Source organism: Kitasatospora sp. NPDC049285, assembly GCF_040678815.1.
In the GTDB taxonomy this organism is placed as follows: domain Bacteria; phylum Actinomycetota; class Actinomycetes; order Streptomycetales; family Streptomycetaceae; genus Kitasatospora.
The window spans coordinates 238,126-260,936 of the sequence record NZ_JBFAQR010000002.1; the positions used below are offsets into that span (position 1 = coordinate 238,126).

At 73.3% G+C, this 22,811-nt stretch carries 19 protein-coding genes; 15 read left to right on the plus strand and 4 right to left on the minus strand.

What is annotated here, in order from left to right; all coding sequences use genetic code 11:
- Nucleotides 1-63: 63 nt before the first annotated feature.
- The 4 genes from AB0K51_RS02875 to AB0K51_RS02890 form a co-directional block, all read right to left on the minus strand.
- Nucleotides 64-2,439: a DUF3488 and transglutaminase-like domain-containing protein gene (locus tag AB0K51_RS02875; protein WP_363449772.1), complete on the minus strand. Its 2,376-nt coding sequence runs from the start codon at nucleotides 2,437-2,439 to the stop codon at nucleotides 64-66.
- The gene (locus AB0K51_RS02880; protein WP_363449774.1) at nucleotides 2,436-3,758 is read right to left on the minus strand and encodes a DUF58 domain-containing protein; all 1,323 of its coding nucleotides are present in this window, start codon (nucleotides 3,756-3,758) and stop codon (nucleotides 2,436-2,438) included. The genes AB0K51_RS02875 and AB0K51_RS02880 overlap by 4 nt, the downstream gene beginning before the upstream one ends.
- Nucleotide 3,759: 1 nt before the next feature.
- Complete coding sequence (locus AB0K51_RS02885) at nucleotides 3,760-4,707, minus strand: MoxR family ATPase (protein WP_363449838.1); 948 nt, start codon at nucleotides 4,705-4,707, stop codon at nucleotides 3,760-3,762.
- A 224-nt stretch (nucleotides 4,708-4,931) separates the two neighbouring features.
- Nucleotides 4,932-5,453, minus strand: coding sequence for a carbonic anhydrase (locus AB0K51_RS02890; RefSeq protein WP_363449776.1), 522 nt, complete (start codon nucleotides 5,451-5,453; stop codon nucleotides 4,932-4,934).
- A 500-nt stretch (nucleotides 5,454-5,953) separates the two neighbouring features.
- On the opposite strand from AB0K51_RS02890, the gene rsmH reads away from it, so the two are divergent.
- The 15 genes from rsmH (at nucleotide 5,954) to AB0K51_RS02965 (ending at nucleotide 22,739) form a co-directional block, all read left to right on the plus strand.
- On the plus strand, nucleotides 5,954-6,922 hold the full coding sequence (rsmH, locus tag AB0K51_RS02895) for a 16S rRNA (cytosine(1402)-N(4))-methyltransferase RsmH (protein WP_363449778.1): 969 nt from the start codon (nucleotides 5,954-5,956) through the stop codon (nucleotides 6,920-6,922).
- Nucleotides 6,923-7,050: 128 nt separating this feature from the next.
- The gene (locus tag AB0K51_RS02900; RefSeq protein ID WP_363449780.1) at nucleotides 7,051-7,524 is read left to right on the plus strand and encodes a cell division protein FtsL; all 474 of its coding nucleotides are present in this window, start codon (nucleotides 7,051-7,053) and stop codon (nucleotides 7,522-7,524) included.
- Entirely contained in the window at nucleotides 7,521-9,617 is a 2,097-nt protein-coding gene (locus tag AB0K51_RS02905) for a penicillin-binding protein 2 (protein WP_363449782.1), read from the plus strand. The genes AB0K51_RS02900 and AB0K51_RS02905 overlap by 4 nt, the downstream gene beginning before the upstream one ends.
- A 103-nt stretch (nucleotides 9,618-9,720) precedes the next feature.
- Nucleotides 9,721-11,268 (plus strand): UDP-N-acetylmuramoyl-L-alanyl-D-glutamate--2,6-diaminopimelate ligase, encoded by a 1,548-nt coding sequence (locus tag AB0K51_RS02910; RefSeq protein WP_363449784.1) that lies wholly within the window; start codon nucleotides 9,721-9,723, stop codon nucleotides 11,266-11,268.
- Nucleotides 11,265-12,668 (plus strand): UDP-N-acetylmuramoyl-tripeptide--D-alanyl-D-alanine ligase, encoded by a 1,404-nt coding sequence (murF, locus tag AB0K51_RS02915; RefSeq protein ID WP_363449786.1) that lies wholly within the window; start codon nucleotides 11,265-11,267, stop codon nucleotides 12,666-12,668. The genes AB0K51_RS02910 and murF overlap by 4 nt, the downstream gene beginning before the upstream one ends.
- Entirely contained in the window at nucleotides 12,665-13,726 is a 1,062-nt protein-coding gene (mraY, locus tag AB0K51_RS02920; protein ID WP_363449788.1) for a phospho-N-acetylmuramoyl-pentapeptide-transferase, read from the plus strand. Before murF ends, mraY begins: the two co-directional genes overlap by 4 nt.
- Nucleotides 13,723-15,147, plus strand: a complete 1,425-nt coding sequence (gene murD / locus AB0K51_RS02925; protein ID WP_363449790.1) for a UDP-N-acetylmuramoyl-L-alanine--D-glutamate ligase — start codon at nucleotides 13,723-13,725, stop codon at nucleotides 15,145-15,147. The genes mraY and murD overlap by 4 nt, the downstream gene beginning before the upstream one ends.
- Nucleotides 15,148-15,334: 187 nt before the next feature.
- Nucleotides 15,335-16,600 carry a putative lipid II flippase FtsW gene (ftsW, locus tag AB0K51_RS02930; RefSeq protein WP_363449840.1) on the plus strand — a complete coding sequence of 422 codons (1,266 nt, stop codon included), beginning with the start codon at nucleotides 15,335-15,337 and terminating at the stop codon, nucleotides 16,598-16,600.
- Nucleotides 16,601-16,605: 5 nt separating this feature from the next.
- Nucleotides 16,606-17,712 carry an undecaprenyldiphospho-muramoylpentapeptide beta-N-acetylglucosaminyltransferase gene (gene murG / locus AB0K51_RS02935; RefSeq protein WP_363449792.1) on the plus strand — a complete coding sequence of 369 codons (1,107 nt, stop codon included), beginning with the start codon at nucleotides 16,606-16,608 and terminating at the stop codon, nucleotides 17,710-17,712.
- Nucleotides 17,705-18,475, plus strand: coding sequence for an FtsQ-type POTRA domain-containing protein (locus AB0K51_RS02940; RefSeq protein WP_363449795.1), 771 nt, complete (start codon nucleotides 17,705-17,707; stop codon nucleotides 18,473-18,475). Before murG ends, AB0K51_RS02940 begins: the two co-directional genes overlap by 8 nt.
- A gap of 100 nt (nucleotides 18,476-18,575) precedes the next feature.
- Nucleotides 18,576-19,460: a transposase gene (locus AB0K51_RS02945; RefSeq protein WP_363449797.1), complete on the plus strand. Its 885-nt coding sequence runs from the start codon at nucleotides 18,576-18,578 to the stop codon at nucleotides 19,458-19,460.
- Nucleotides 19,441-19,782 carry a zinc ribbon domain-containing protein gene (locus AB0K51_RS02950; protein WP_363449799.1) on the plus strand — a complete coding sequence of 114 codons (342 nt, stop codon included), beginning with the start codon at nucleotides 19,441-19,443 and terminating at the stop codon, nucleotides 19,780-19,782. The genes AB0K51_RS02945 and AB0K51_RS02950 overlap by 20 nt, the downstream gene beginning before the upstream one ends.
- Before the next feature lie 241 nt (nucleotides 19,783-20,023).
- Nucleotides 20,024-21,223 carry a cell division protein FtsZ gene (ftsZ, locus tag AB0K51_RS02955; RefSeq protein WP_363449801.1) on the plus strand — a complete coding sequence of 400 codons (1,200 nt, stop codon included), beginning with the start codon at nucleotides 20,024-20,026 and terminating at the stop codon, nucleotides 21,221-21,223.
- Nucleotides 21,220-21,954, plus strand: coding sequence for a peptidoglycan editing factor PgeF (gene pgeF, locus AB0K51_RS02960; protein WP_363449803.1), 735 nt, complete (start codon nucleotides 21,220-21,222; stop codon nucleotides 21,952-21,954). Before ftsZ ends, pgeF begins: the two co-directional genes overlap by 4 nt.
- Nucleotides 21,951-22,739, plus strand: coding sequence for a YggS family pyridoxal phosphate-dependent enzyme (locus AB0K51_RS02965; protein ID WP_363449805.1), 789 nt, complete (start codon nucleotides 21,951-21,953; stop codon nucleotides 22,737-22,739). Before pgeF ends, AB0K51_RS02965 begins: the two co-directional genes overlap by 4 nt.
- Nucleotides 22,740-22,811 lie beyond the last annotated feature (72 nt).

Here is a 22,811-nt window from a genome sequence, read left to right on the forward strand (position 1 = left end):
GCCTGGTGATCCGCCCGTGGAGAGTGCTTCTCTCCGCGGGCGGATCTCGTTGTGCGGTCGGCGCTACTCCTTCGGCTTGCGGCGCAGGGGGCGGAGGGCCTTCTCCTTCGTGGCTGCGAGGCGGTCGCGGGTGGTGGCGGCGGTGTCGGCGGTGTGCCACCAGAGGCGGATCGCGGACGGGGGGAGGAGGAGGGCGCGCAGGCGCCGGCGGCGGGTGGCGTGGGTGCGCAGGCCGTCGCTGGCGGTGCGGACGTCGGTGGTGAGGTCCGGCGGGGCGACGGTCTCGCGGGCGTACATGACGCGTTCGGTGGCGAGCGCGACCCGGCCGGCGGCGGCCGCGGCGTCGGGGGTGAGCCGGGCGTCCTCGGTGAGGCGGCGGGCGGTGTGGCGGGGGGTGCTGGCGTCGTCCGGGGGCAGGCCCAGGTCCCAGGCGGAGTCGAGGAGTTCGGCCCAGGCGGCGAGCACCTGGGCGTCGCTGAGCTGCGGGGCGGCGGGGAGCCGTCGGCGGCGCAGGCGGGTGCGCCAGAGCATCGGGGTGGCGAGCAGGACCAGCACCACCAGCAGACCGGCCAGGACGAGCAGGACCGGCCAGGACTGCCACCAGGCGGTGTCGTCGCGGTGGACGACGGCCGCGGACTCGTCGGCGCAGTCGCCGACCTTGTGCTGCTGCGGGGGGCAGCTGCTGCCGGCGGACGGGCCCGCGGTCGGCTGGTCGGTGGGCGCGGCGGTGGACGGCTGGGCGGAGGCGGTGGGCGCGGCGGTGGCCTGCTGGACGGTGTACAGCGGGACGCTGCCGCGGTTGGGGGTGGGTTCGAAGCGCATCCAGCCCAGGCCGGAGAAGTACAGCTCGGGCCAGGCGTGGTAGTTGGAGCTGCGCACGACCCGGTTGCCGGAGTCGCCGGTGCCGGGGGTGAAACCGATGGCGACCCGGGAGGGGATGTTCAGCGAGCGGGCCATCGCGGCCATGGTGGCGGCGAAGTGGACGCAGAAGCCCTCCTTGTCCTGGAGGAACTTGGCGATGGCGTCCGGGCCGGTGCGCGGTTCGATCTTGGTGTTGTAGGTGAACTGGCCGTTGGTGAAGTACTGCTGGAGCGCCACGGCCTGGTCGTACGGGTTGGTCTTGCCCTTGGTGACGTCGCGGGCGGTGTCGGCGACCACCTGGGGGAGGTTGGGCGGCAGGCCGAGGTAGCGGCTGGTGATCTCCAGCGGGGCCTGGCCGGCGCCGCGCAGCTGCTGGGCGGTGGGGGTGAGGGTGAGCGAGCCGACCGAGTAGGAGAGGCCGTTGGTCTTCTGGCCGGCGACCGCGCTGAGGGTGCGGCCGGTGCGGTCGAAGCGCCAGTTGGCGGTGGAGGGCAGCTCGACCCAGCTGGCGGGGTACGGCATCGGCAGCCAGGTGGTGCCGAGGCGGTCGGAGACCGCGACGGTGGTGCGGACCGAGCCGGTGGTGACGGTGGGGAGCAGGCCCTCGGGGCGGGGCAGCGTGGTGGGCAGCTGTTCCAGGGACTGGCCGCCGACCTTCCACTCCTCGCCGTCGAACTCGCTGAGCGCGGCGACCCGCAGGTAGAGCTGGTCGACGTCGGGGGCGTCGGTGGAGAAGCGGAGCAGTTCGGCGTCGTCGTTGCTGCGCAGGTTGGCGGTGAGCGCGACGACCAGGTTGAGGGAGCGTTCGTCGCCGCGGCCGGAGCCGGTTCCGGTGCCGGTGCCCGAACCGCTGCCGAGGTCGCCGAAGAGGCCGCCGCCGGCGGCGGGGACGAAGGCGGGCAGCAGGATGGCGGCGGTCAGCGCGATCAGGCCGACCCGGCGGCCGCCGTTGGAGACCGCGACGGCGGAGCGGCCGGAGCCGTGGAAGACCCGGCCCCAGCGGGAGAGCCGGTCCTGGCCCTCGGTGTAGAGCAGCAGCAGGAAGCCCGCGGCGGCGGCCAGGAACCACAGCCAGGTGCCGCCGATGTTCCCGGCCAGGCCGGTGCCGACCGAGTACAGGGCGAGCAGCGGCAGGCCCGCGGCGGCGGCCCGGCGGTAGGTGACGGCGAGCGCGTCGACCAGGACGGCGACCAGGGCGACCGCGCCGACCACCAGCAGCCGCAGGCCGTCGGTGGTGGGGGCCGGGATGGCGTACTCCTGGAGGTCGCTGCCGGCCGAGGAGAGCCGGGCGGCCAGCGCGTCCAGGGCGCCCGGGCCGGGCAGCAGGCCGAGCGTCATCGTGGACTGCACGGTGGTCAGCATCAGCGCGTAGAGGACGACCAGCAGCTGCAGCGGCACCACCAGGGCGCGCGGCACCGGCAGGGCGCGCAGGCCGGAGCCGGCGGCCGCGGCGACGATGATCATCAGCACGCCGTGCGGGGCCAGGCCGAAGGAGTCGTGGAACAGCGGGGACAGGCACAGCGCCGCCAGGGCGGTGGCCAGCGCCGCGCAGAGCGTCAACTTGGCCCGGGTGGTCACGCGCCGACCTCGTCTCGGTAGGGAAGGGAGTTCTGGGTGCGGTCCGCGGCGCGCCACAGCGCGGGCAGCGAGTCGCCGGCCCGGACCGGCAGGACGGTCCAGCCGGCCGTGCGCAGCCGGTCGATCCGGCTGTCGGACGGCTCGTCGGAGGCGTCCGGGAAGAGGTGGCGCAGGCCCGCCCAGGTGCCGGTGTCCAGCAGCAGGACGATGGCGCCGCCGGTGCGGCGGCGCAGCCGGGCCAGGCGTTCGGTCTGCTCCTCGTCGAGGTCGCCGACCACGGCGACCAGCAGGCCCTCGCCGCCGAGCCGCATCACCTCCTCGGCGCGGGCCAGCGTGCCGCCGTCGGAGTGCTCGACCACGGCGAGGGCGTCCAGCAGTACGCCGACGGACTCCGCGGCGGTGCCGATGCCGGTGCTGCCGTGCTCGGGGACGGACCGGCCGGTGTCGGTGAGCAGCCGGGTCCGGTAGCCGCGCTGCACCAGGTGGACGGCGACCGAGGCGGCGCAGGAGACCGCCCACTCGAAGGAGGAGGCCGGACCGGAGCCGCGGTGCGCGGTCTCCCGGGTGTCCAGCAGCACGGTGGCGCGGGCCCGGAGCGGCTGTTCCTCCCGACGGACCATCAGTTCGCCGTAGCGGGCGGTGGACTTCCAGTGCACCCGGCGCAGGTCGTCGCCGTGCCGGTACTCGCGGGGGATCACGTCGTCGTCGCCGGCCAGCGCCAGGGTGTGCTTGTTGGAGTCGCCCTGCCCGGCGGACTGGCCGGGCAGCCGCACCGGCGGCAGGTCCTGGACCTGCGGGACCACGGTGAGGGTGTCGGCGGCGGTGAACGAGCGGGTCAGCTCGCACATCCCGAACGGGTCGGACAGCCGCAGCTGGAGCGGGCCGAGCGGGTAGCGGCCGCGCAGGTCGGAGCGGACCCGGTAGGAGACCTCGCGGAAGCCCCTGGGCTCGACCCGGTCGAGGACGAAGCGCGGGCGCGGCCCGAGCACGTACGGGACCTTGTCCTCCAGCAGCAGCAGGCCGGTGGGCACCCGGGAGACGTTGTCCAGGCGCAGGTGGACCCGGGCCTCCTGGCCGGCCGCGGCGCGCTGCGGGCTGAGCCGGCGGCCGGAGGCGACCCGGTAGCGGGTGCGCACCAGCAGCAGGGAGGCGGCCAGCGGCAGCGCGGCCATCAGCACGCCGACCTGGAACAGCGCGTCCTGGCCGAACAGGTAGGCGCAGAGCGCCGCGGTCAGGCCGGCCGCCAGGAAGGAGCGGCCGCGGGTGGTCAGCCCGCGCAGGGCCGAGCGCAGTCCGGAGGGGCGGTCGTCCCGCGCCATCTCAGCGGCCCTGCGGACGCGGGATCGGCAGTCGGGCCACCAGGTCGAGCACGACCTGCTCGGCGGTGCGGCGGCTCAGCTGGGTCTCCGAGGTGGGCAGCAGACGGTGGGCGAGCACCGGGACGGCGAGGGTCTGGATGTCGTCCGGCAGCACGTAGTCGCGGCCCTCCAGGGCGGCGTGCGCGCGGGCCGCGCGGACCAGGTGCAGGGTGGCCCGGGGGGAGGCGCCGAGCCGCAGCTCGGGGGAGGTGCGGGTGGCGGCGACCAGGTCGACGGCGTAGCGGCGGACCGGGTCGGAGACGTAGACGGTCTTCACCAGGTCGATCAGCTTGAGCAGGTCGGCGGCATGCGCGACCGGCTGCAGGTCGTCCAGCGGGTTGGCGGCCGAGTGCAGGTCGAGCATGGCGAACTCGGCGTCGGCGCTGGGGTAGCCGATCGAGACGCGGGCCATGAAGCGGTCCCGCTGGGCCTCCGGCAGGGCGTAGGTGCCCTCCATCTCGACCGGGTTCTGGGTGGCGATGACCATGAACGGCGAGGGCAGTTCGTGGGTGGTGCCGTCGATGGTGACCTGGCGCTCCTCCATCGACTCCAGCAGCGCGGACTGGGTCTTCGGCGAGGCCCGGTTGATCTCGTCGCCGACCACGATCTGCGCGAAGATCGCGCCGGGCCGGAACTCGAAGTCCCGCTGGTGCTGGTCGAAGACGTTGGTGCCGGTGACGTCGGAGGGCAGCAGGTCCGGGGTGAACTGGATCCGGCGGACCGTGCAGTCGACCGACCGGGCCAGTGCCTTGGCCAGCATGGTCTTGCCGACGCCCGGCACGTCCTCCAGCAGCAGGTGGCCCTCGGCGAGCAGCACCGTCAGCGCGATCCGGACGGCCTCCGGCTTCCCCTCGATCACGCTCTCGACGGACGCCCGGACCCGGTCCGCGACCGCCGTCAGCTCCGCCAGTCCGGTCGCCTCGCGGCGCTCGTAGCGGCCCGGCTGTGCCTGTTCCGAGCCCTGCCCGTTGATGGTCGTCACCCGTTCGCTCCCACGTGCTCTTCCGCCGGGCGGCTGGTTCGAGCCCGGCCCACCCCGAATACCTGGCGCATTCTTCCCTGTCGGACGGCCGGAAGTCACCCGGCCGGGCGACACGCGTAGGGTGTCCCGGTTTGTGGGGCCGGCCGTTCGCCTCAGTCGATCTCGCGCAGTAGTCCGGTGTGGACGTCGAAGACGAAGCCCCGTACGTCGTCGGTGTGCGGCAGGAACGGCGAGGTGCGTACCCGCTGCATGGACTGGCGGACGTCGCCGTCCAGGTCGACGAAGGACTCCACCGCCCACTGCGGGCGCTGGCCGACCTCCAGCTCCAGCTCGCGGCGGAAGTCCTCGGTGAGGCCGAGCAGGCCGCAGCCGGTGTGGTGGATCAGCACCACCGAGCGGGTGCCGAGGGCGCGCTGACTGATGGTCAGCGAGCGGATCGTGTCGTCGGTGACCACGCCGCCGGCGTTGCGGATGATGTGGGCGTCGCCGAGCTCCAGGCCGAGCGCGGCGAACAGGTCGAGCCGGGCGTCCATGCAGGCGACCACGGCGACGTGCTGGACGGGCCGGGCGTCCATGCCGCGGTCCTGGAAGGTCTCGGCGTAGGTCCGGTTGGCGACGACGAACCGGTCGGTGACGGTCGCGGCGGCCGGCTGCTGGTCCTCGGTCGAAGGCATGGCGTCGACGGTATCGGGCGGCGCCGCCGCGGGGGACGGGTCCGCGCGCGGCTGTGACGCACCCCACCGCCGGACCGGGCCCGCCGCATCGGTCCGCTTCGCCCCGGTTCGTCCGGCGCGCCCGGTCCGCTGCGCCCCGCCCGGGCCGGCACCGCGATCATGGGCCCGACCTGCGGGAACCGATACCTCCGCCCGGGTGGTGCCCCCTCGCGGAACGTTGACTGGCGGGGCGTGGGCGATAGGCTGGCGGCGCAGTGGAGCACGGCGGACGGCACCGCTCACGCGGGCGGGCGCCGGGCTCCGCGGCGGGCCGGTCCGGCCCGTACGCACCTCGCGGCCTCCACCCGCTCCGTGACCACCTGGCGCACCTTCCCCGGTGCCGGGCGGTCGCTCCTTCCCCAGGCGAGCGGGCGGGGACCACGGGCGGCGTGCGGCCGGACCGCCCGGGTGCGGGAGAATGGCCCGGCCACACCGCACCGCTAGAAGGGCCCCACCCCCGTATGAGTACCGACAGCCCGGCCCCCCGGCACGTCCCGGTGATGCTGGAGCGCTGCCTGGACGCGCTGGCTCCGGCGATCTCCGCCCCCGGCGCGGTGGTGGTGGACGCCACCCTCGGCCTCGGCGGCCACAGCGAGGCGCTGCTGACCCGCTTCCCCGAGGTCCGGCTGATCGCCGTGGACCGCGACCCGCAGGCGCTGAAGCTCTCCGCCGAGCGGCTCGCCCGGTTCGGCGACCGGGCCACCCTGGTGCACGCCGTCTACGACGAGATCCCGCGGGTGCTCGACGAGTTGGGAATCCCCGAGGTGCACGGCGTGCTGTTCGACCTCGGCGTCTCCTCGATGCAGTTGGACGAGGCCGACCGCGGCTTCGCCTACGCCCAGGACGCGCCGCTGGACATGCGGATGGACCAGACCCGCGGGATCTCCGCCGCCGAGGTGCTCAACACCTACAGCCACGGCGAGCTGGCCCGGATCCTGAAGTTCTACGGCGAGGAGCGGTTCGCCGGGAAGATCGCCTCGGCGATCCTCCGGGAACGCGAGCGGGAACCGTTCACCACCAGCGCGCGTCTGGTCGAGTTGGTGCGCAACGCCATCCCGGCGGCGACCCGGCGCACCGGCGGCAACCCTGCCAAGCGGACCTTCCAGGCGCTGCGGATCGAGGTCAACGGCGAGCTGGAGGTGCTGGACCGGGCCATTCCCGGCGCGCTGGGCACCCTCGCGATGGGCGGCCGGATCGTCGTGATGTCCTATCAGTCGCTGGAGGACCGGCTGGTCAAGCAGTACCTCCAGGCCGGCGCCACCTCGACCGCCCCGCCGGGCCTGCCGGTGATCCCCGAGGAGCACCAGCCCTGGCTGAAGCTGCTCACCCGCGGTGCCGAACTGGCCACCGAGGAGGAGATCGAGGAGAACCGGCGCGCCGCGCCCGTACGGCTGCGCGTGGCGGAGAGGATCAGGGAGACCCGGAGGTAGCCAGCCGCCGGGGGAGACGCGGAGTGAAGGGGAGTGGAGCGGTGCCGGTGGCCGGCGAGCGGACCCGGGGGAGCCTCCCCGGGCAGGGGGGCAGGGCACGGATCACCGTCCGTCCCGGGGCGCGCTCGATGCGGGGTCGCACCCCGTTCGCGGTGCTGGTGGTGGCGCTGCTCTCGGGCGGGCTGGTCGGCCTGCTGATGCTCAACACCGCGCTCAACGAAGGCTCGTTCACCCTCGCCAGGCTGAAGAAGCAGACCACCGAGGCCACCGACCAGCAGCAGACCCTGCAGCAGCAGATCTACCAGCAGTCCGCGCCCGACGCGCTGGAGCGCAAGGCCCGTGAACTCGGCATGGTCCCCGGCGGCGACCCGGCCTTCCTCGCCCCCGACGGCAAGGTCGACGGCAAGGCCAAGGCCGCCGAGGACAGCCCGCCGGTGCCGCGCTCCGGCAACGAGCCCTGGCAGCGGCCCGGCGCCTCGCCCGCGCCGGGCGCCACACCCGCCGACCCGGGCGTCGAACTCGCCCCGGCGCCGCCCGCCGTCGCGTCCGGCAGCCCGTTCGGTTCGCCGTCGGGCAGCCCGTCGCCCGGGGCGGCGCGATGACCCGCCCGCCCGCCGACGCCCCCCGTCCCCGCCGCTCCCCGTCCGGTCGCCCGGACGCGCGCCGCCGGGTCGGCGAGCCGCGCCGCTCCGCCGACGGCCCGCCGCGCCCGGCCCGGCCGCGCCCCTCCGGCCGGCCCCGGCCGGACGCCCGCCCGGGCCGGCGGCCCGCACCCGCCCGCCGACCGGCGAGCGGCCCGAAGACCATCCGGCTGGCCGACTCCCGGCGCCGGCTGCGGCTGGTGACGGTCTGTCTGCTGCTGGTCTTCGCGATCTTCGCCGGGCGGCTGGTGCAGCTGCAGCTGCTGGACTCCGACGCGCTGGCCGCCGCCGCGGGCGCCAACAAGTACGTCCGGGTCACGCTGCCCGCCGAGCGCGGCTCGATCACCGCCGCCGACGGCACGGTGCTCGCCGCCAGCGTCGACGCGTACGACATCACCGCCGACCCGACCATGTTCACCCCCGAGGCCAGCCACCTGCCGGACGCGCCCGAGCAGGCCGCCGCGCTGCTCGCGCCGATCCTGAACCAGCCGAAGGAGAAGCTGGCCGCCGCGCTGCACCTCAACCCCAAGAACCCGAAGAGCCAGTACGCGCTGCTGACGGCCCGGCAGAGCCCGGCGGCCAAGAACCAGATCAGCGACCTGAAGGCGACGCTGCTCAAGCAGTCCGACACCGCGACCTGCCGCGGCCAGCGGCTGCTGCTCGGCAAGCCCGCCGACAAGGGCGGCCGGCAGTTCCTGGACCCGTCCTGCGCCACCCCGCTGGCCGGGGTGTTCTGGGACCAGTCCACCCGGCGCAGCTACCCGGCCGAGGGGCTGGCCGCCAACCTGGTCGGCTTCGTCAACGCCGACGGCGTGGGCACCGGCGGTCTGGAACTGCAGTACCAGCAGCAGCTGTCCGGGCAGGAGGGCCACTCCACCTACGCCTCGGCGGGCGGCCGCCGGGTGCCCACCGCGGGCGGCAGCCGGCAGGACCCGGTGCCCGGCTCCGACCTGCGCCTGACCGTCAACCCGGACATCCAGTGGGCGGCCCAGCGGGCGATCACCGACCAGGTGGCCAACGCCGGCGCGGAGAAGGGCTACGTGATCGTCCAGGACGTGAGGACCGGTCAGGTGCTGGCGATGGCCACCTCGCCCGGCTTCAACCCCAACGACCTCTCCTCGGCCCGCGCCGACCAGCTCGGCAACGCGGCCGTCCAGGACGCCTACGAGCCGGGCTCCACCGCCAAGTTGATGACCATGGCCGCGGTGCTGGACACCGGCGCGGCGAGCGCGGACACCCACGTCACGGTGCCGAACACGCTGCAGCGCGCCGACCGGGTCTTCCACGACGACGTCGACCACGAGACCTGGTACCTGACGCTGACCGGCGTGCTCGCCAAGTCCTCCAACATCGGCACCATCGAGGCCGCCGAGCACCTCGGGCCGAACCAGCCGGCGGCCAACAAGGTGCTCGCCGGGTACCTGGACCGCTTCGGCATCGGCAAGCCCACCGGCCTCGGCTTCCCCGGCGAGACCCGCGGCATCCTGGCCAAGCCGGAGGACTGGAGCGGCTCGCAGCAGTACACCATCCCGTTCGGCCAGGGCCTGTCGGTGAACGCGCTGCAGGCCACGTCCGTGTTCTCCACCATCGCCAACGGCGGGGTGCGGGTGGCCCCGAGCCTGCTGGCCGGGACCACCGGGCCGGACGGCCGGTTCAGCCCCGCCCCGGCGGGCGCGCAGACCAGGGTGGTGACGCAGCAGACCGCCAGGACGCTGACCGAGATGCTGGAGTCCGTCGTCACCGACGAGCAGGGCACCGGCAACAAGGCGCAGATCCCGGGCTACCGGGTGGCCGGCAAGACCGGCACCGCCAACCGGGTGGACCCGAAGACCGGCAAGTACTCCGGGTACACCGCCTCCTTCATCGGCTTCGCGCCCGCCGACCAGCCCCGGGTGACCGTCTCGTGCGTCATCCAGGACCCGGTCAACGGGCACTTCGGCGGGCAGCTGTGCGGGCCCGTCTTCAAGCAGGTGATGGAGTTCGCCCTGAAGACCCTCCAGGTCCCGCCGAGCGGAAGCGAGGCGCCGAACCTGCCCGTCGAGTGGAAGCCCTGAGATGAGCGAGACCCCCCGGCGCCCCGAGCGCACTATGAGCAGCGTCACGGCCGACCAGACCCGGTTTGGCTCCGGGGGGCGTCCGGCCGATAGCCTTCCGGCCGTGCCGAAACCCGATCAAACCTCCGCGAGTCCGCCCCGCCCCAGCCGTGCCACGGCGCTGCCCCTCGCCGAGGCGGCCCGGCTGCTCGGACTGGCCCCGCTCGACGGCCCCGACGTCACCGGTGTCACCCACGACTCCCGGGCGGTGCGGCCCGGCGACGTGTACGTGGCCTTCCCCGGCGCCAACCACCACGGCGCGGCGTTCGCCGCGCAGGCGGCGGCGGCCGGCGCGGTCGCGGTGCTCACCGACCGGGCCGGCGCCGAGCTGGCCGCCGACGCGGGGGTGCCGCTGCTGGTGGTGGCGAGCCCGCGCGAGGTGATGGGCGAACTGGCCGCCGCGGTCTACGGGTCGCCCAGCGAGAGCCTGCTGATGATCGGTCTGACCGGCACCAACGGCAAGACCACCACCTCCTACCTGGTGGAGGGCGGCCTGCGCGGGGCCGGCCGGCTGCCCGGCGTGATCGGCACCGTGGAGATGCGGGTCGGCGACGAGCGGATCAAGTCCGAGCGCACCACCCCCGAGGCGACCGACCTGCACGCGGTGCTCGGCGTCATGCGGGAGGCCGGCGCGGACTCGGTGGTGATGGAGGTGTCCAGCCACGCGCTGGTGTACGGCCGCACCGACGGGGTGGTCTACGACGTCGCGCTGTTCAACAACCTGACGCCGGAACACCTCGACTTCCACCCCGACATGGAGGACTACTACCGGGCCAAGGCCCGGCTCTTCCAGGAGGGCAAGGCCCGCCGCGGCGTCGCCAACCGCGACGACTCCTACGGCCGGCGGCTCGCCGCCGAGGCGCCGATCCCGATGACCACCTTCTCCGCCGCCGGAGACCCCGCCGCCGACTGGCGCGCGGTGGACGTGCAGCTCGGCCCGGCCGGCTCCACCTTCCGGGTGGTCGGCCCGAACGGCGAGCAGGCCGACGCCTCGGTGCCGCTGCCCGGCCCGTTCAACGTCGCCAACGCGCTCGGCGCGATCACCGCACTGGTCACCGCCGGCATCGACCTGGACGCGGCGGTCGCCGGGCTGGCCCGCGTCCCGGGCGTGCCGGGCCGGCTGGAGAAGGTCGACGCCGGGCAGGCGTACGTCGCGGTGGTCGACTACGCGCACAAGCCGGACGCGCTCAGCGCGGTGCTCGCCTCGCTGCGCGAGGTCACCAAGGGCAAGGTGCACGTGGTGGTCGGCTGCGGCGGCGACCGCGACCCGTACAAGCGCGGGCCGATGGGCGCGATCGCCGCCCGGCTCGCCGACACCGCGGTCCTGACCAGCGACAACCCGCGCTCGGAGGACCCGCTGGCGATCCTCGCCACCATGCTGTCCGGCGCCGCCGAGGTGCCGGAGGCCGAGCGCGGCGAGGTGCTCGCCGTCCCGGACCGGGCCGAGGCGATCGCCCTGGCGGTGGCCCGGGCGCACGCCGGCGACACCGTCCTGGTGGCCGGCAAGGGCCACGAGCTCGGCCAGTACGTGAAGGGCGAGGTCCGCCCGTTCGACGACCGCGAGGTGCTGCGGGTCGCCATCGAGCAGCTCATGACGGAGGCAGACCGATGATCGCTCTGACCCTGGCCGAGGCGGCCCAGGCCGTCGGCGGCACCCTGGACGGCGCCGACCCGGCGGCGCTGATCACCGGTCCGGTGGTCACCGACAACCGGCGGATCGAGCCCGGCGGGCTGTTCGTCTGCGTCCTCGGCGAGCGCGTCGACGGCCACGACTTCGCGGGCCGGGCGGTCGCCGACGGCGCCGTCGCGGTGCTCGCCACCCGCCCGGTCGGCGTGCCCGCGATCCTGGTCGACGACGTGGTGGTGGCCCTCGGCCGGCTCGCCCGCGCCGTGGTGGCCCGCGCCACCGACGTCCGGATCGTGGCGCTCACCGGCTCGGCCGGCAAGACCTCCACCAAGGACCTGATCGGCCAGCTGCTCACCATGCACGGCGAGACGGTCTTCCCGGCCGGCTCGCACAACAACGAGATCGGCCACCCGCTGACGGCCCTTCGGATCGCCCCGACCACCCGTCACCTGGTGATGGAGATGGGCGCCCGGCACAAGGGCGACATCGAGTACCTCACCGGCATCACCCCGCCCACCGTCGGCGTGGTCCTCAACATCGGCACCGCGCACCTCGGCGAGTTCGGCTCCAAGGAGGGCATCGCCGAGGCCAAGGGCGAGATGGTGGAGGCGCTTTCGGCCGACGGCGTGGCCGTGCTGAACGCCGACGACCCGCTGGTGCGCGCCATGAGCAGCCGCACCCGGGCCCGCGTGGTGCTGTTCGGCGAGTCCCCGGACGCACACGTCCGCGCCACGGATGTTCGCCTGGACGCCACCGGACGGCCACAGTTCACGCTCAGCACCCCGGCCGGTTCCGCAGCCGTGCAGCTGCGCCTGTACGGTGAGCACCACGTCTCGAACGCCCTCGCCGCCGCCGCGGTGGCGGTGGAGCTCGGGATGCCCGTCGACCGCGTCGCCGAAGCACTCAGCGAGGCGGGTGCGCTGTCCCGCTGGCGCATGGAGGTGGTCGACCGGGCCGATGGCCTGACCGTCGTCAACGACGCCTACAACGCGAACCCGGAGTCCATGCGGGCCGCGCTGCGGGCCCTCGCGACGATGGCCGGCAGGGGCCCGGAGCGCCGCCGCACCTGGGCGGTGCTCGGCGAGATGCGGGAGCTCGGCGAGGACAGCCTCGACGAGCACGACACCATCGGACGGCTCGCCGTCCGGCTCGACATCACCAAGCTGGTGGCGGTCGGCGGACGCGAGGCGGCCCGGATGGAACTGGGCGCGAGGAACGAAGGTTCGTGGGGTGAGGAGTCGGTGCTGGTGTCCGACGCGGACGCGGCGATCGAGCTGCTGCGCAGTCAGGTGCGGCCGGGGGACGTGGTCCTGGTGAAGGCGTCCCGTTCGGTGGGTCTGGAGAAGGTCGCCGAGGCACTGCTCGCGGACGGTGCCGCGAAGTGAAGCAGATCCTCTTCTCCGGCATGATCGGCCTGGTGCTGACCCTGCTCGGCACCCCCGCCCTGATCAAGCTGCTCGCCCGGCACGGCTACGGCCAGTACATCCGCGACGACGGCCCGAAGGCGCACCACAGCAAGAAGGGCACGCCCACCATGGGCGGCATCGCCTTCATCCTGGCCTCACTGATCGCCTACTTCGCCACCAAGGCGATAACGGGCGAGTCGCCCACCGCCTCCGGCCTGCTGGTGCTGTTCCTGACCGCGGGTATGGGCCTGGTCGGCTTCCTGGACGACTACATCAAGGTGGTCAAGCGCCGCTCGCTCGGCCTGCGGGCCAAGGCGAAGCTGCTCGGCCAGTCCTTCGTCGCCCTCGCCTTCGCCGTCCTGGCCCTGCAGTTCAGCGACAGCCGCGGCCTGACCCCGGCCTCCACCCACCTGTCCTTCGTGCAGGACTTCCGGTGGTCGGTCGGCCCCGTGCTGTTCGTCATCTTCGCCTACTTCATGATCGCCGCGATGTCGAACGGCGTGAACCTGACGGACGGTCTGGACGGCCTGGCCACCGGCGCCTCCGTGATGGTCTTCGGCGCGTACACCTTCATCGGCCTGTGGGAGCACAGCCAGAACTGCGCCTACGCGATCAAGGCCACCGCCAGCTGCTACGACGTCCGCGACCCGCTGGACCTCGCGGTGGTCGCCGCCGCCCTGATGGGCTCCTGCTTCGGCTTCCTGTGGTGGAACACCTCACCCGCCAAGATCTTCATGGGCGACACCGGCTCGCTCGCCCTCGGCGGCGCCCTGGCCGGCCTCGCCATCGTCTCCCGCACCGAGCTGCTGCTCGCCATCCTCGGCGGCCTGTTCGTGATCATCACCCTTTCGGTGATCATCCAGGTCGGCTCGTTCCGGATGACCGGCAAGCGCGTTTTCAAGATGGCGCCACTCCAGCACCACTTCGAACTGGTCGGCTGGAGCGAGGTCCTGATCGTGGTCCGGTTCTGGATCATCCAGGGCCTGTGCGTCGCCGTGGGCCTCGGACTCTTCTACGCGGGATGGGTGACCGGATGAACAACCCCGAGTGGGCCGGACTGCCGGTCGTGGTCGCCGGACTCGGCCTCTCCGGGATCAGCGCCGCCCGCGTCCTGCGCCGACTCGGGGCACAGGTCACGGTGGTGGACGGCGGTGACGGCCCCGGACTGCGGGCCAAGGCCGCCGACCTCGCCGAACTCGGCATCACCGTCCGGCTCGGCGACGGCGAGACGCTGCCCGAGGGCACCCGACTGGTCGTCACCTCGCCCGGCTGGGCCCCCGAGAGCCCGCTGTTCACCGAGGCCACCCTGGCGGACGTGCCGATCTGGGGCGACGTCGAACTCGCCTGGCGGCTGCGCACGCCGCACCCCGCCACCGGCGAGCCGGCGCCCTGGCTCGCCGTCACCGGCACCAACGGCAAGACCACCACCGTCCAGATGCTGGCGTCCATCCTCACCGCCGCCGGCAAGCGCACCGCAGCCGTCGGCAACGTCGGCGTCTCGGTGCTGGACGCCGTCCTCGCCGAGGAACCGTACGACGTCCTCGCCGTCGAACTCTCCAGCTACCAGCTGCACTGGGCGCCCTCGCTGCGGGTGCACTCCGCGGCCGTCCTCAACCTGGCGCCCGACCACCTCGACTGGCACGGCTCGATGGAGGCCTACGCCGCCGACAAGGGCCGGATCTACCAGGGCAACCAGGTCGCCTGCGTGTACAACCTGGCAGACCCGGTCACCGAGGACCTGGTCCGCGAGGCCGACGTCGAAGAGGGCTGCCGCGCCGTCGGCTTCGGCCTGGACGCCCCCGCGGTCTCCAACCTCGGCGTGGTCGACGGCCTGCTGGTCGACCGGGCCTTCATCCCCGACCGCGACCGCAGCGCCGCCGAGATCGGCGCCGTCTCCGACGTCCACCCGCCGGCCCCGCACAACATCGCCAACGCGCTGGCCGCCGCCGCCCTCGCGCGCGCCTACGGCGTCGACGCCAAGGCGGTCCGCGACGGCCTGCGCGCCTTCCGACCGGACGCCCACCGGATCGCACACGTCGCCGAGGTCGACTCGGTCACCTACATCGACGACTCCAAGGCCACCAACACCCACGCCGCCGCCGCCTCGCTGGCCGCCTACCAGCCCGTGGTGTGGATCGCCGGCGGCCTCGCCAAGGGCGCGACCTTCGACGAACTCGTGCTCGGCGCCGCCGCCCGGCTGCGCGCCGCGGTGCTGATCGGGCAGGACCGCGAGCTGATCCGCGAGGCGCTGGCGCGACACGCCCCGGAGGTCCCGGTGTTCGAGCCCGCCCCGGGCCAGACTGGCGCCGAGGCGATGACCGAGATCGTCCGCGCGGCGGCCGCCGCCGCGAAGCCCGGCGACACCGTCCTGCTCGCCCCGGCCTGCGCCTCGATGGACATGTTCACCAACTACGGTGAGCGCGGGGACATGTTCGCCGCCGCGGTCAAGGCGCTGTAGGGAGAGCCCCGTCAGGGGCGCGGGAACTGCGCGGGGCGGAAGGCGCACGTCCGTAAGATCGCGCCGACGGGGGCCAGTTGCACGCGCCCCAGCGGTTTCCCGAAGGAGGAACGTCGTGCCCACCAGCGAGAAGCAGCCGTTGCGGCTGATCTCGGCGACCACGACCACCTTCAAGTCGGCGGGCCCGCTGGCCCGGCTGCGGGCCACCCGGGAGCGGCTCGCGGATCTGAGGGACCGTCCGCTGACGCCCTATTACCTGATCCTCGGGTCCTCGCTGCTGCTGGTGGTGCTCGGCCTGGTGATGGTCTTCTCGGCCTCGCAGAACGCGGTGGTCGAGTTCGGCCTGCCGATCACCTTCTTCTTCCGCAAGCAGCTGATCGCCCTGCTGCTCGGCGCGGTGCTGGCGATCCTGCTGGCCCGCGCCCCGGTGAAGGCGCTGCGGGCGGCCGTCTACCCGCTGCTGTTCGGCGTGGTCGGGGCCCTGGTGCTGGTCACCATCCCGGGCATCGGGGTGCGGATCAACGGCAACCGGAACTGGATCAGCCTGGGCTTCTTCCAGATCCAGCCGTCCGAGTTCGCCAAGCTGGCCCTGCTGCTGTGGGCCGCCGACCTGCTCGCCCGCAAGCAGCGCACCCACATGCTCGACCAGTGGAAGCACCTGCTGATCCCGCTGGTCCCGGGCACCGTGGTGCTGATGATGCTGATCATGATCGGCGGCGACATGGGCACCACCATGGTGCTGATCGCCATGCTGTTCGGCCTGCTGTGGATGGTCGGCGCCCCGCTGCGGCTGTTCGCGGCGACGCTGGGCATCGCGGTGGTCGCCTGCACCGCGCTGATCATCACCGTCCCGCACCGGCTGGGCCGGCTTGCCTGCGTCGGCGTCACCAAGCCCGACCCCAATCTGGACTGCTTCCAGGCGCTGCACGGCCTGTACGCGCTGGCCGCCGGCGGGCCGTTCGGCTCGGGCCTCGGCGCGGGCGTCGAGAAGTGGGGACAACTTCCGGAGGCGCACACCGACTTCATCTTCGCGGCGACCGGCGAGGAGCTCGGTCTGGTGGGGACGCTGTCGGTGCTCGGTCTCTTCGCGGCACTAGGCTACGCGGGTATCCGAGTGGCCCTCGGCACCAAGGACCCGTTCGTGCGGTACGCGGCGGGCGCGGCCACCACGTGGATCATGGCGCAGGCCGTGGTCAACCTGGGGTCGGCGCTGGGACTCCTGCCCATCGCGGGCGTCCCGCTGCCGTTGTTCTCGTACGGCGGGTCGGCGATGCTGTCGGCCATGTGCGCGGTCGGGCTGCTGCTGTGCTTCGCGCGCAGCACGCCGGCCGCCAAGGCGGCGTTGGCCGCCCGGACCTCGAACTCCCGGCTCAGGCCCGTCCTGGCCCGGGTGCTGCCAGGACGTAAAACCACAGTGCGCAAGGCCGCCCGGCCGCCGCGCAGGGAGCGGTGAATCTCGTGCATGTCGTACTCGCCGGCGGCGGTACCGCCGGTCACATCGAGCCGGCCATGGCGCTCGCGGACGCGCTGCGCAGGCACGACCCGTCGGTCGGGATCACCGCCCTCGGCACCGAGCGCGGCCTGGAGACCCGGCTGGTCCCGGAGCGCGGCTACGACCTGGCGCTGATCCCCGCGGTGCCGCTGCCCCGCAAGCCCACCCCCGAACTGATCACCGTCCCGGGCCGACTGCGCGGCACGGTGCGCGCCGCGCAGGACGTGATCGAGCGGACCAAGGCCGACGTGGTGGTCGGCTTCGGCGGCTACGTGGCGATGCCCGCGTACCTGGCGGCCAAGCGGGTCGGGGTGCCGATCGTGGTGCACGAGGCGAACGCCCGCCCCGGCCTGGCGAACAAGATCGGCGCCCGGTACAGCGACTTCGTGGCGGTCTCCACCCCGGACTCCAAGCTGCGCGACTCCCGCTACATCGGCATCCCGCTGCGCCGCACCATCGCCACCCTGGACCGCGGCGCGGTGCGCCCGGAGGCGCGGCACTACTTCGGGCTGGACCAGCGGCTGCCCACCCTGCTGGTCTCCGGCGGCTCGCAGGGCGCCCGCCGCCTGAACGAGACGGTGCAGGCGATCGCGCCGCGGCTGCAGCAGTACGGGGTGCAGATCCTGCACGCGGTCGGCCCGAAGAACGAGCTGCCGGCGATCGACGACATCCCGGGCATGCCGCCGTACCGGGCGCTGCCGTACCTGGACCGGATGGACCTGGCGTACGCGGCGGCCGACATGATGCTGTGCCGGGCCGGCGCGATGACGGTGGCGGAGCTGGCCGCGGTGGGCCTGCCGGCCGCGTTCGTGCCGCTGCCGATCGGCAACGGCGAGCAGCGGCTGAACGCCCAGCCGATGGTCAAGGCGGGCGGCGGCCTGCTGGTGGACGACGCCGAGCTGACCCCGGACTGGGTGCTGAAGAACGTGCTGCCGGTGCTCACCGACCCGGCGCGGCTGTGGGAGATGTCGCGCTCCGCCGCCGAGTTCGGCCGCCGGGACGCGGACGAGCTGCTGGTGCAGATGGTGTACGAGGCGGTCGAGGCAGCCCGCGGCGGCCGCCGCCGTGGCTGAGCCGGACCCGCTCGACGAGGAGGACGAGTTCGGGGAGCCGCGGGCTCCCCGGCTCCGGCTCTCCCGGCGCGGGGTGCTGGTCCTGGTCGCGCTGGGCGCGCTGGTGGTCGGCGCGCTCGGCTGGACGGTGTTCTTCTCCTCCGCGCTGGACGTCCGCCGGGTGGCCGTCCAGGGCCTGGACAGCGGGCAGTTGAGCCAGGACCAGGTCCGCGACGCGCTCGGCGGCACCGCCGCCGGGCCGCTGGCCCGGGTGGACCTCGACGCCGCCCGGGCCGAGGTGGCGAAGGTCCCGCGGGTGGCCCGGGCCGAGGTGTGGCGCGGCTGGCCGCACACCCTGCGGATCAAGGTGGTGGAGCGCCGGCCGGTGGCGGCGATCCGCGGCGACGACGGCCGCTTCACCCAGGTCGACGCACAGGGCGTGGAGTTCGCCAACGAACCACAGCCCCCGCCCGGAGTCCCGGTGGTGGCCCTCCAGTTGGGCCGCCCGGCGACCGACGCGCTGGGCGTGATCGACAAGTCGACACTGATCCGCGCGGCGATCACCGTCGCCGCCGGCCTCCCCGCCGAGGTGGCCAAGCAGGCCGGTTCGCTCACGGTCTACTCCTACGACGACATCCGCCTCCAACTCGCCTCCGGCGCCACGATCCGCTGGGGCAGCGCCGAGCTGACGGACCGGAAGGCGCGGGTGCTGACCGCGCTGCTCGGGCAGAAAGCCGCCAATTACGACGTGAGTGCGCCGGATGCCCCGGCCGTGTCGGGTTGATCCACTTCGGCGTCGGTGGCCCGTACTACGGTGACCACCAGCGATCGGAGAGGGTGTTCCCATGCTGTGCGGCCGCCGGTATCGGCTTGAACTCGATGCGGTGCAAGCCGGGTTGTGCGAGACCTTCGGCGCCATCTGCCGAGCGGTGTGGAACACCGCGCTGGAGCGGCGCCGGGAGTACCGGCGGCGCGGCGGGTGGATGAACTACGTGCCGCAGGCCGCCGAGCCGGCAGATGCCAAGCGAGAGTTCCCGTGGCTGAAGGACGCCCCGTCGCACGTGCTGCAGCAGACCCTCCGGGACCTGGACCGGGCGTGCCGGGAGCGCGGCACGTTCAAGGTCAGGTGGCGTTCCTCGGCCCGCTGGTCGCCGTCCTTCCGATTTCCCGCCGGGAACCTCATCGTGGTCGAACGGCTGGGACGGAAGTGGGGCCGGGCGAAGCTGCCGAAGCTCGGGTGGGTCCGGTTCCGCTGGTCACGCCCGCTCGGTGGCGAGGTTCGCTCGGCGACGGTCAGCCGCCAGGGGGGTCACTGGTACGTCTCCTTCCTGGTCGACGACGGAAGGGTCACGCCCGAGGAGCATGCGATGCCCTTCACGTCGGTCGGGGTGGACCGGGGTGCGAAGGTCGCCGCGACCACCAGCGGCGGCGTCTTCCACGATCGCGCGTACGTCACGCCGGGCGAGGCGACCAGGCTGCGCCGATTGCAGCAGCAGCTCGCGCGCTGCGAGCGCGGCAGCAACCGCCGCCGGGCGGTACGGGCGAAGGTCAACGCCATCACCGGCCGGGTCCACGACCGCCGCGCCGACTTCTGCGCTCGCACCGCTGCCGAACTGGCGACCCGCAACGCCGTCGTGGTCCTCGAGAACCTCCGGATCAGGGACATGACCGCGAGCGCGGCCGGTACGGTCGGAAGTGGTGCTGGTCGATCCCGCGTACACGTCGCAGACCTGCTCGGACTGCGGGCACGTGGACCCGAAGAACCGTGAGAGCCAAGCGGTCTTCGTGTGCACGGCCTGCGGGCACCGGGACCATGCCGATGTGAACGCGGCGAAGAACATCCTCAACGCCGCAGGGCATGCGGTGTCAGGGCGTGGAGACCTCGGCATCGGCCGGTCCGTGAAGCGCCAACCGTCGGCTACGGTTCCACGCGCGGGGCTGACCCCGCGCGGAACGCGCGGCCGGAATCCCCGTCCTTTGGCGCGGGGAGGAAGTCAACCGGTAAGTTCTAAGCCGGGGGGCGGTATTGACGGAGTCGCGGCTCCGGTCCGACCCTTGGTGGTCACCCCGGTTTCACCGGAGGGTCGATGATCACATAGGCTCAAAAGAAAAAGGGAAGCTCGGCGTGTTCGTTGAATCACGCGCTGGTTGCGACCTACTGTCCTGTGTCATGAGGCTGTGCTCGACACCGAAGTGACATCGGCACAGTTATAACCCTCAACCTCAAGTTTAGGGTTCGGGTTGGAGTCGCACGCGCTTCCCACCCATCGACATCCGTCGGCCTTCGCATCCAGGGGAGCCGACCCGGAAATTCGAGGCGAGAGGCCCCGACGTGGCAGCACCCCAGAATTACCTCGCGGTCATCAAGGTCGTCGGCATCGGCGGAGGCGGCGTCAACGCCATCAACCGGATGATCGAGGTCGGGCTCAAGGGCGTCGAGTTCATCGCGATCAACACCGACGCCCAGGCGCTGCTGATGAGCGACGCCGACGTGAAGCTCGACGTCGGCCGTGAACTGACCCGCGGCCTCGGCGCCGGCGCCAACCCCGAGGTCGGCCGGAAGGCCGCCGAGGACCACCGCGAGGAGATCGAGGAGGTCCTCAAGGGGGCCGACATGGTCTTCGTGACCGCCGGCGAGGGCGGTGGCACCGGCACCGGCGGCGCGCCCGTGGTGGCCAACATCGCCCGTTCGCTCGGCGCCCTGACCATCGGCGTGGTCACCCGTCCGTTCACCTTCGAGGGCCGCCGCCGGGCCAACCAGGCCGAGGACGGCATCGCCTCCCTGCGCGAGCAGGTCGACACCCTGATCGTCATCCCGAACGACCGACTGCTGTCGATCTCCGACCGCCAGGTCTCGGTGCTGGACGCCTTCCGCTCCGCCGACCAGGTGCTGCTCTCCGGTGTGCAGGGCATCACCGACCTGATCACCACCCCCGGCCTGATCAACCTGGACTTCGCCGACGTCAAGTCGGTGATGTCGGACGCCGGTTCCGCGCTCATGGGCATCGGCTCCGCGCGCGGCGAGGACCGGGCCAAGGCGGCCGCCGTGATGGCGATCTCCTCGCCGCTGCTGGAGGCCTCGATCGACGGCGCCCGCGGCGTGCTGCTCTCCATCTCCGGCGGCTCGGACCTCGGCCTGTTCGAGATCAACGAGGCGGCCCAGCTGGTCTCCGAGGCGGCCCACCCCGAAGCCAACATCATCTTCGGCGCGGTCATCGACGACGCGCTCGGCGACGAGGTCCGGGTCACCGTGATCGCGGCCGGCTTCGACGGCGGCCAGCCGCCGGCGATCGTCCGCGAGCCGGTGGTGAAGTCGGCCTCGACCAACCCGCCGGCCACCCCGGAGCGTCCGCTCGGCCGCCCGTCGTACGGCACCATCGGCTCGGTCACCCGCTCCGACGAGCCGTCCCGGCCGAGCGAGTCCCCGGTGACCGCCACCGCCTCGCCGGTGCCGCCGCAGGTCCAGCCGGTCCGTCAGCCGTACGTCGAGAGCCCCGCGGAGGAGCTCGACGTGCCGGACTTCTTGAAGTGATCGACAGCTCGCTGCGCAACGGTGCTCACTTCGCCTTCACCACCCGGTGGGGCGGGGTGAGCACCGCGCCGTACGGGGAGCTCAACCTCGGCGGCGCGGTCGGGGACTCACCCGAAGCCGTCATGCAGAACCGTTTCCTCACCGCCCGCGAGCTGGGCCTCGACCCGGCCGACGTGGTGTGGATGAACCAGGTGCACGGCGCCGAGGTCGCCGTGGTGACGGAGCGCCAGCCGGACGGCCAGGCCCCCACCGTGGACGCGGTGGTCACCGACCGCCCGCTGGCGCTCGCCGTGCTGACCGCCGACTGCACCCCGGTGCTGCTGGCCGACCCGGTGGCCGGCATCGCCGGCGCCGCGCACGCCGGCCGGCCCGGCCTCGCCGCCGGGGTGGTCCCCGCGGTGGTCACCGCGATGGTGGAACTCGGCGCCCGGCCCGAGCGGATCACCGCCGCCACCGGCCCCGCGGTCTGCGGCCGCTGCTACGAGGTGCCCGCCGCGATGCGCGCCGAGGTCGCCGAACTCGTCCCGGCCGCCTGGGCCGAGACCTCGTGGGGCACCCCCGCGCTGGACGTCCCGGCGGGGGTCGCCGCGCAGCTCGCCGCGGCGGGCGTGCAGGATGTGGTGCGATCGACCGTCTGCACCCTCGAGTCCGCCGACCACTACTCCTACCGCCGCGAGCAGCGGACCGGACGACTCGCGAGCTACGTCTGGCTGGGGCCCTCACACTCATGACGAACGACATCTTCGGTCCGTTCCCGGGCCGCTCCGACTTCCCGGCTGCCCTGACGGAGGCTCAGCGCGCCCGCTACGAGCAGCTGGGCGCCAGCCTCGACGTGGTCGAGCGCCGGATCGCCGACGCCTGCGCCGCGGCGGGCCGCCCCCGCGAGGAGGTCACCCTGATCGTGGTGACCAAGACCTACCCCGCCGAGGACACCGCCCTGCTGGCCGGACTCGGCGTCACCGACGTGGCGGAGAACCGCGACCAGGACGCCGCCCCCAAGGCCGAGCGCTGCGTCGAACTCCCGCTCAGCTGGCACTTCGTCGGTCAGCTGCAGACCAACAAGGCCCGCTCGGTGGTCCGCTACTCGGACGTCGTGCACTCGGTGGACCGCGACCGGCTGGTCGACTCGCTGGCCGCCGCCGTCCGCGCCGCCGAACGCCCGCCGCTCGGCTGCCTGGTGCAGGTCGCCCTCGACAAGGAGTCGGGGGAGGGCGAGCACCGCGCGGGCGTCGCCCCCGCCGACGTGGCCGCCCTGGCCGACCGGATCGCCGACACGCCCGGGCTGCGCCTGGACGGTGTGATGACGGTCGCACCGCTGGTGGGCCCGCTCGCGGACGACCCCGCGCGCGCCTTCGCACGCCTCGCGGAAATCGCAAGCGCCGTACGCGCGGCCCATCCGACTGCCACGATGGTTTCGGCAGGGATGAGTGGGGACTTGGAGCAGGCGATCGCCGCAGGAGCGACACATGTACGCGTCGGAACGGCGGTGCTCGGAGTGCGGTCACCCCTCGGGTAACGTCACCGAGTAAGTAGATCAGACTGCAGGACAAAATAGGACAGAACCTAGCAGATGATCAGTCTGCAGGTA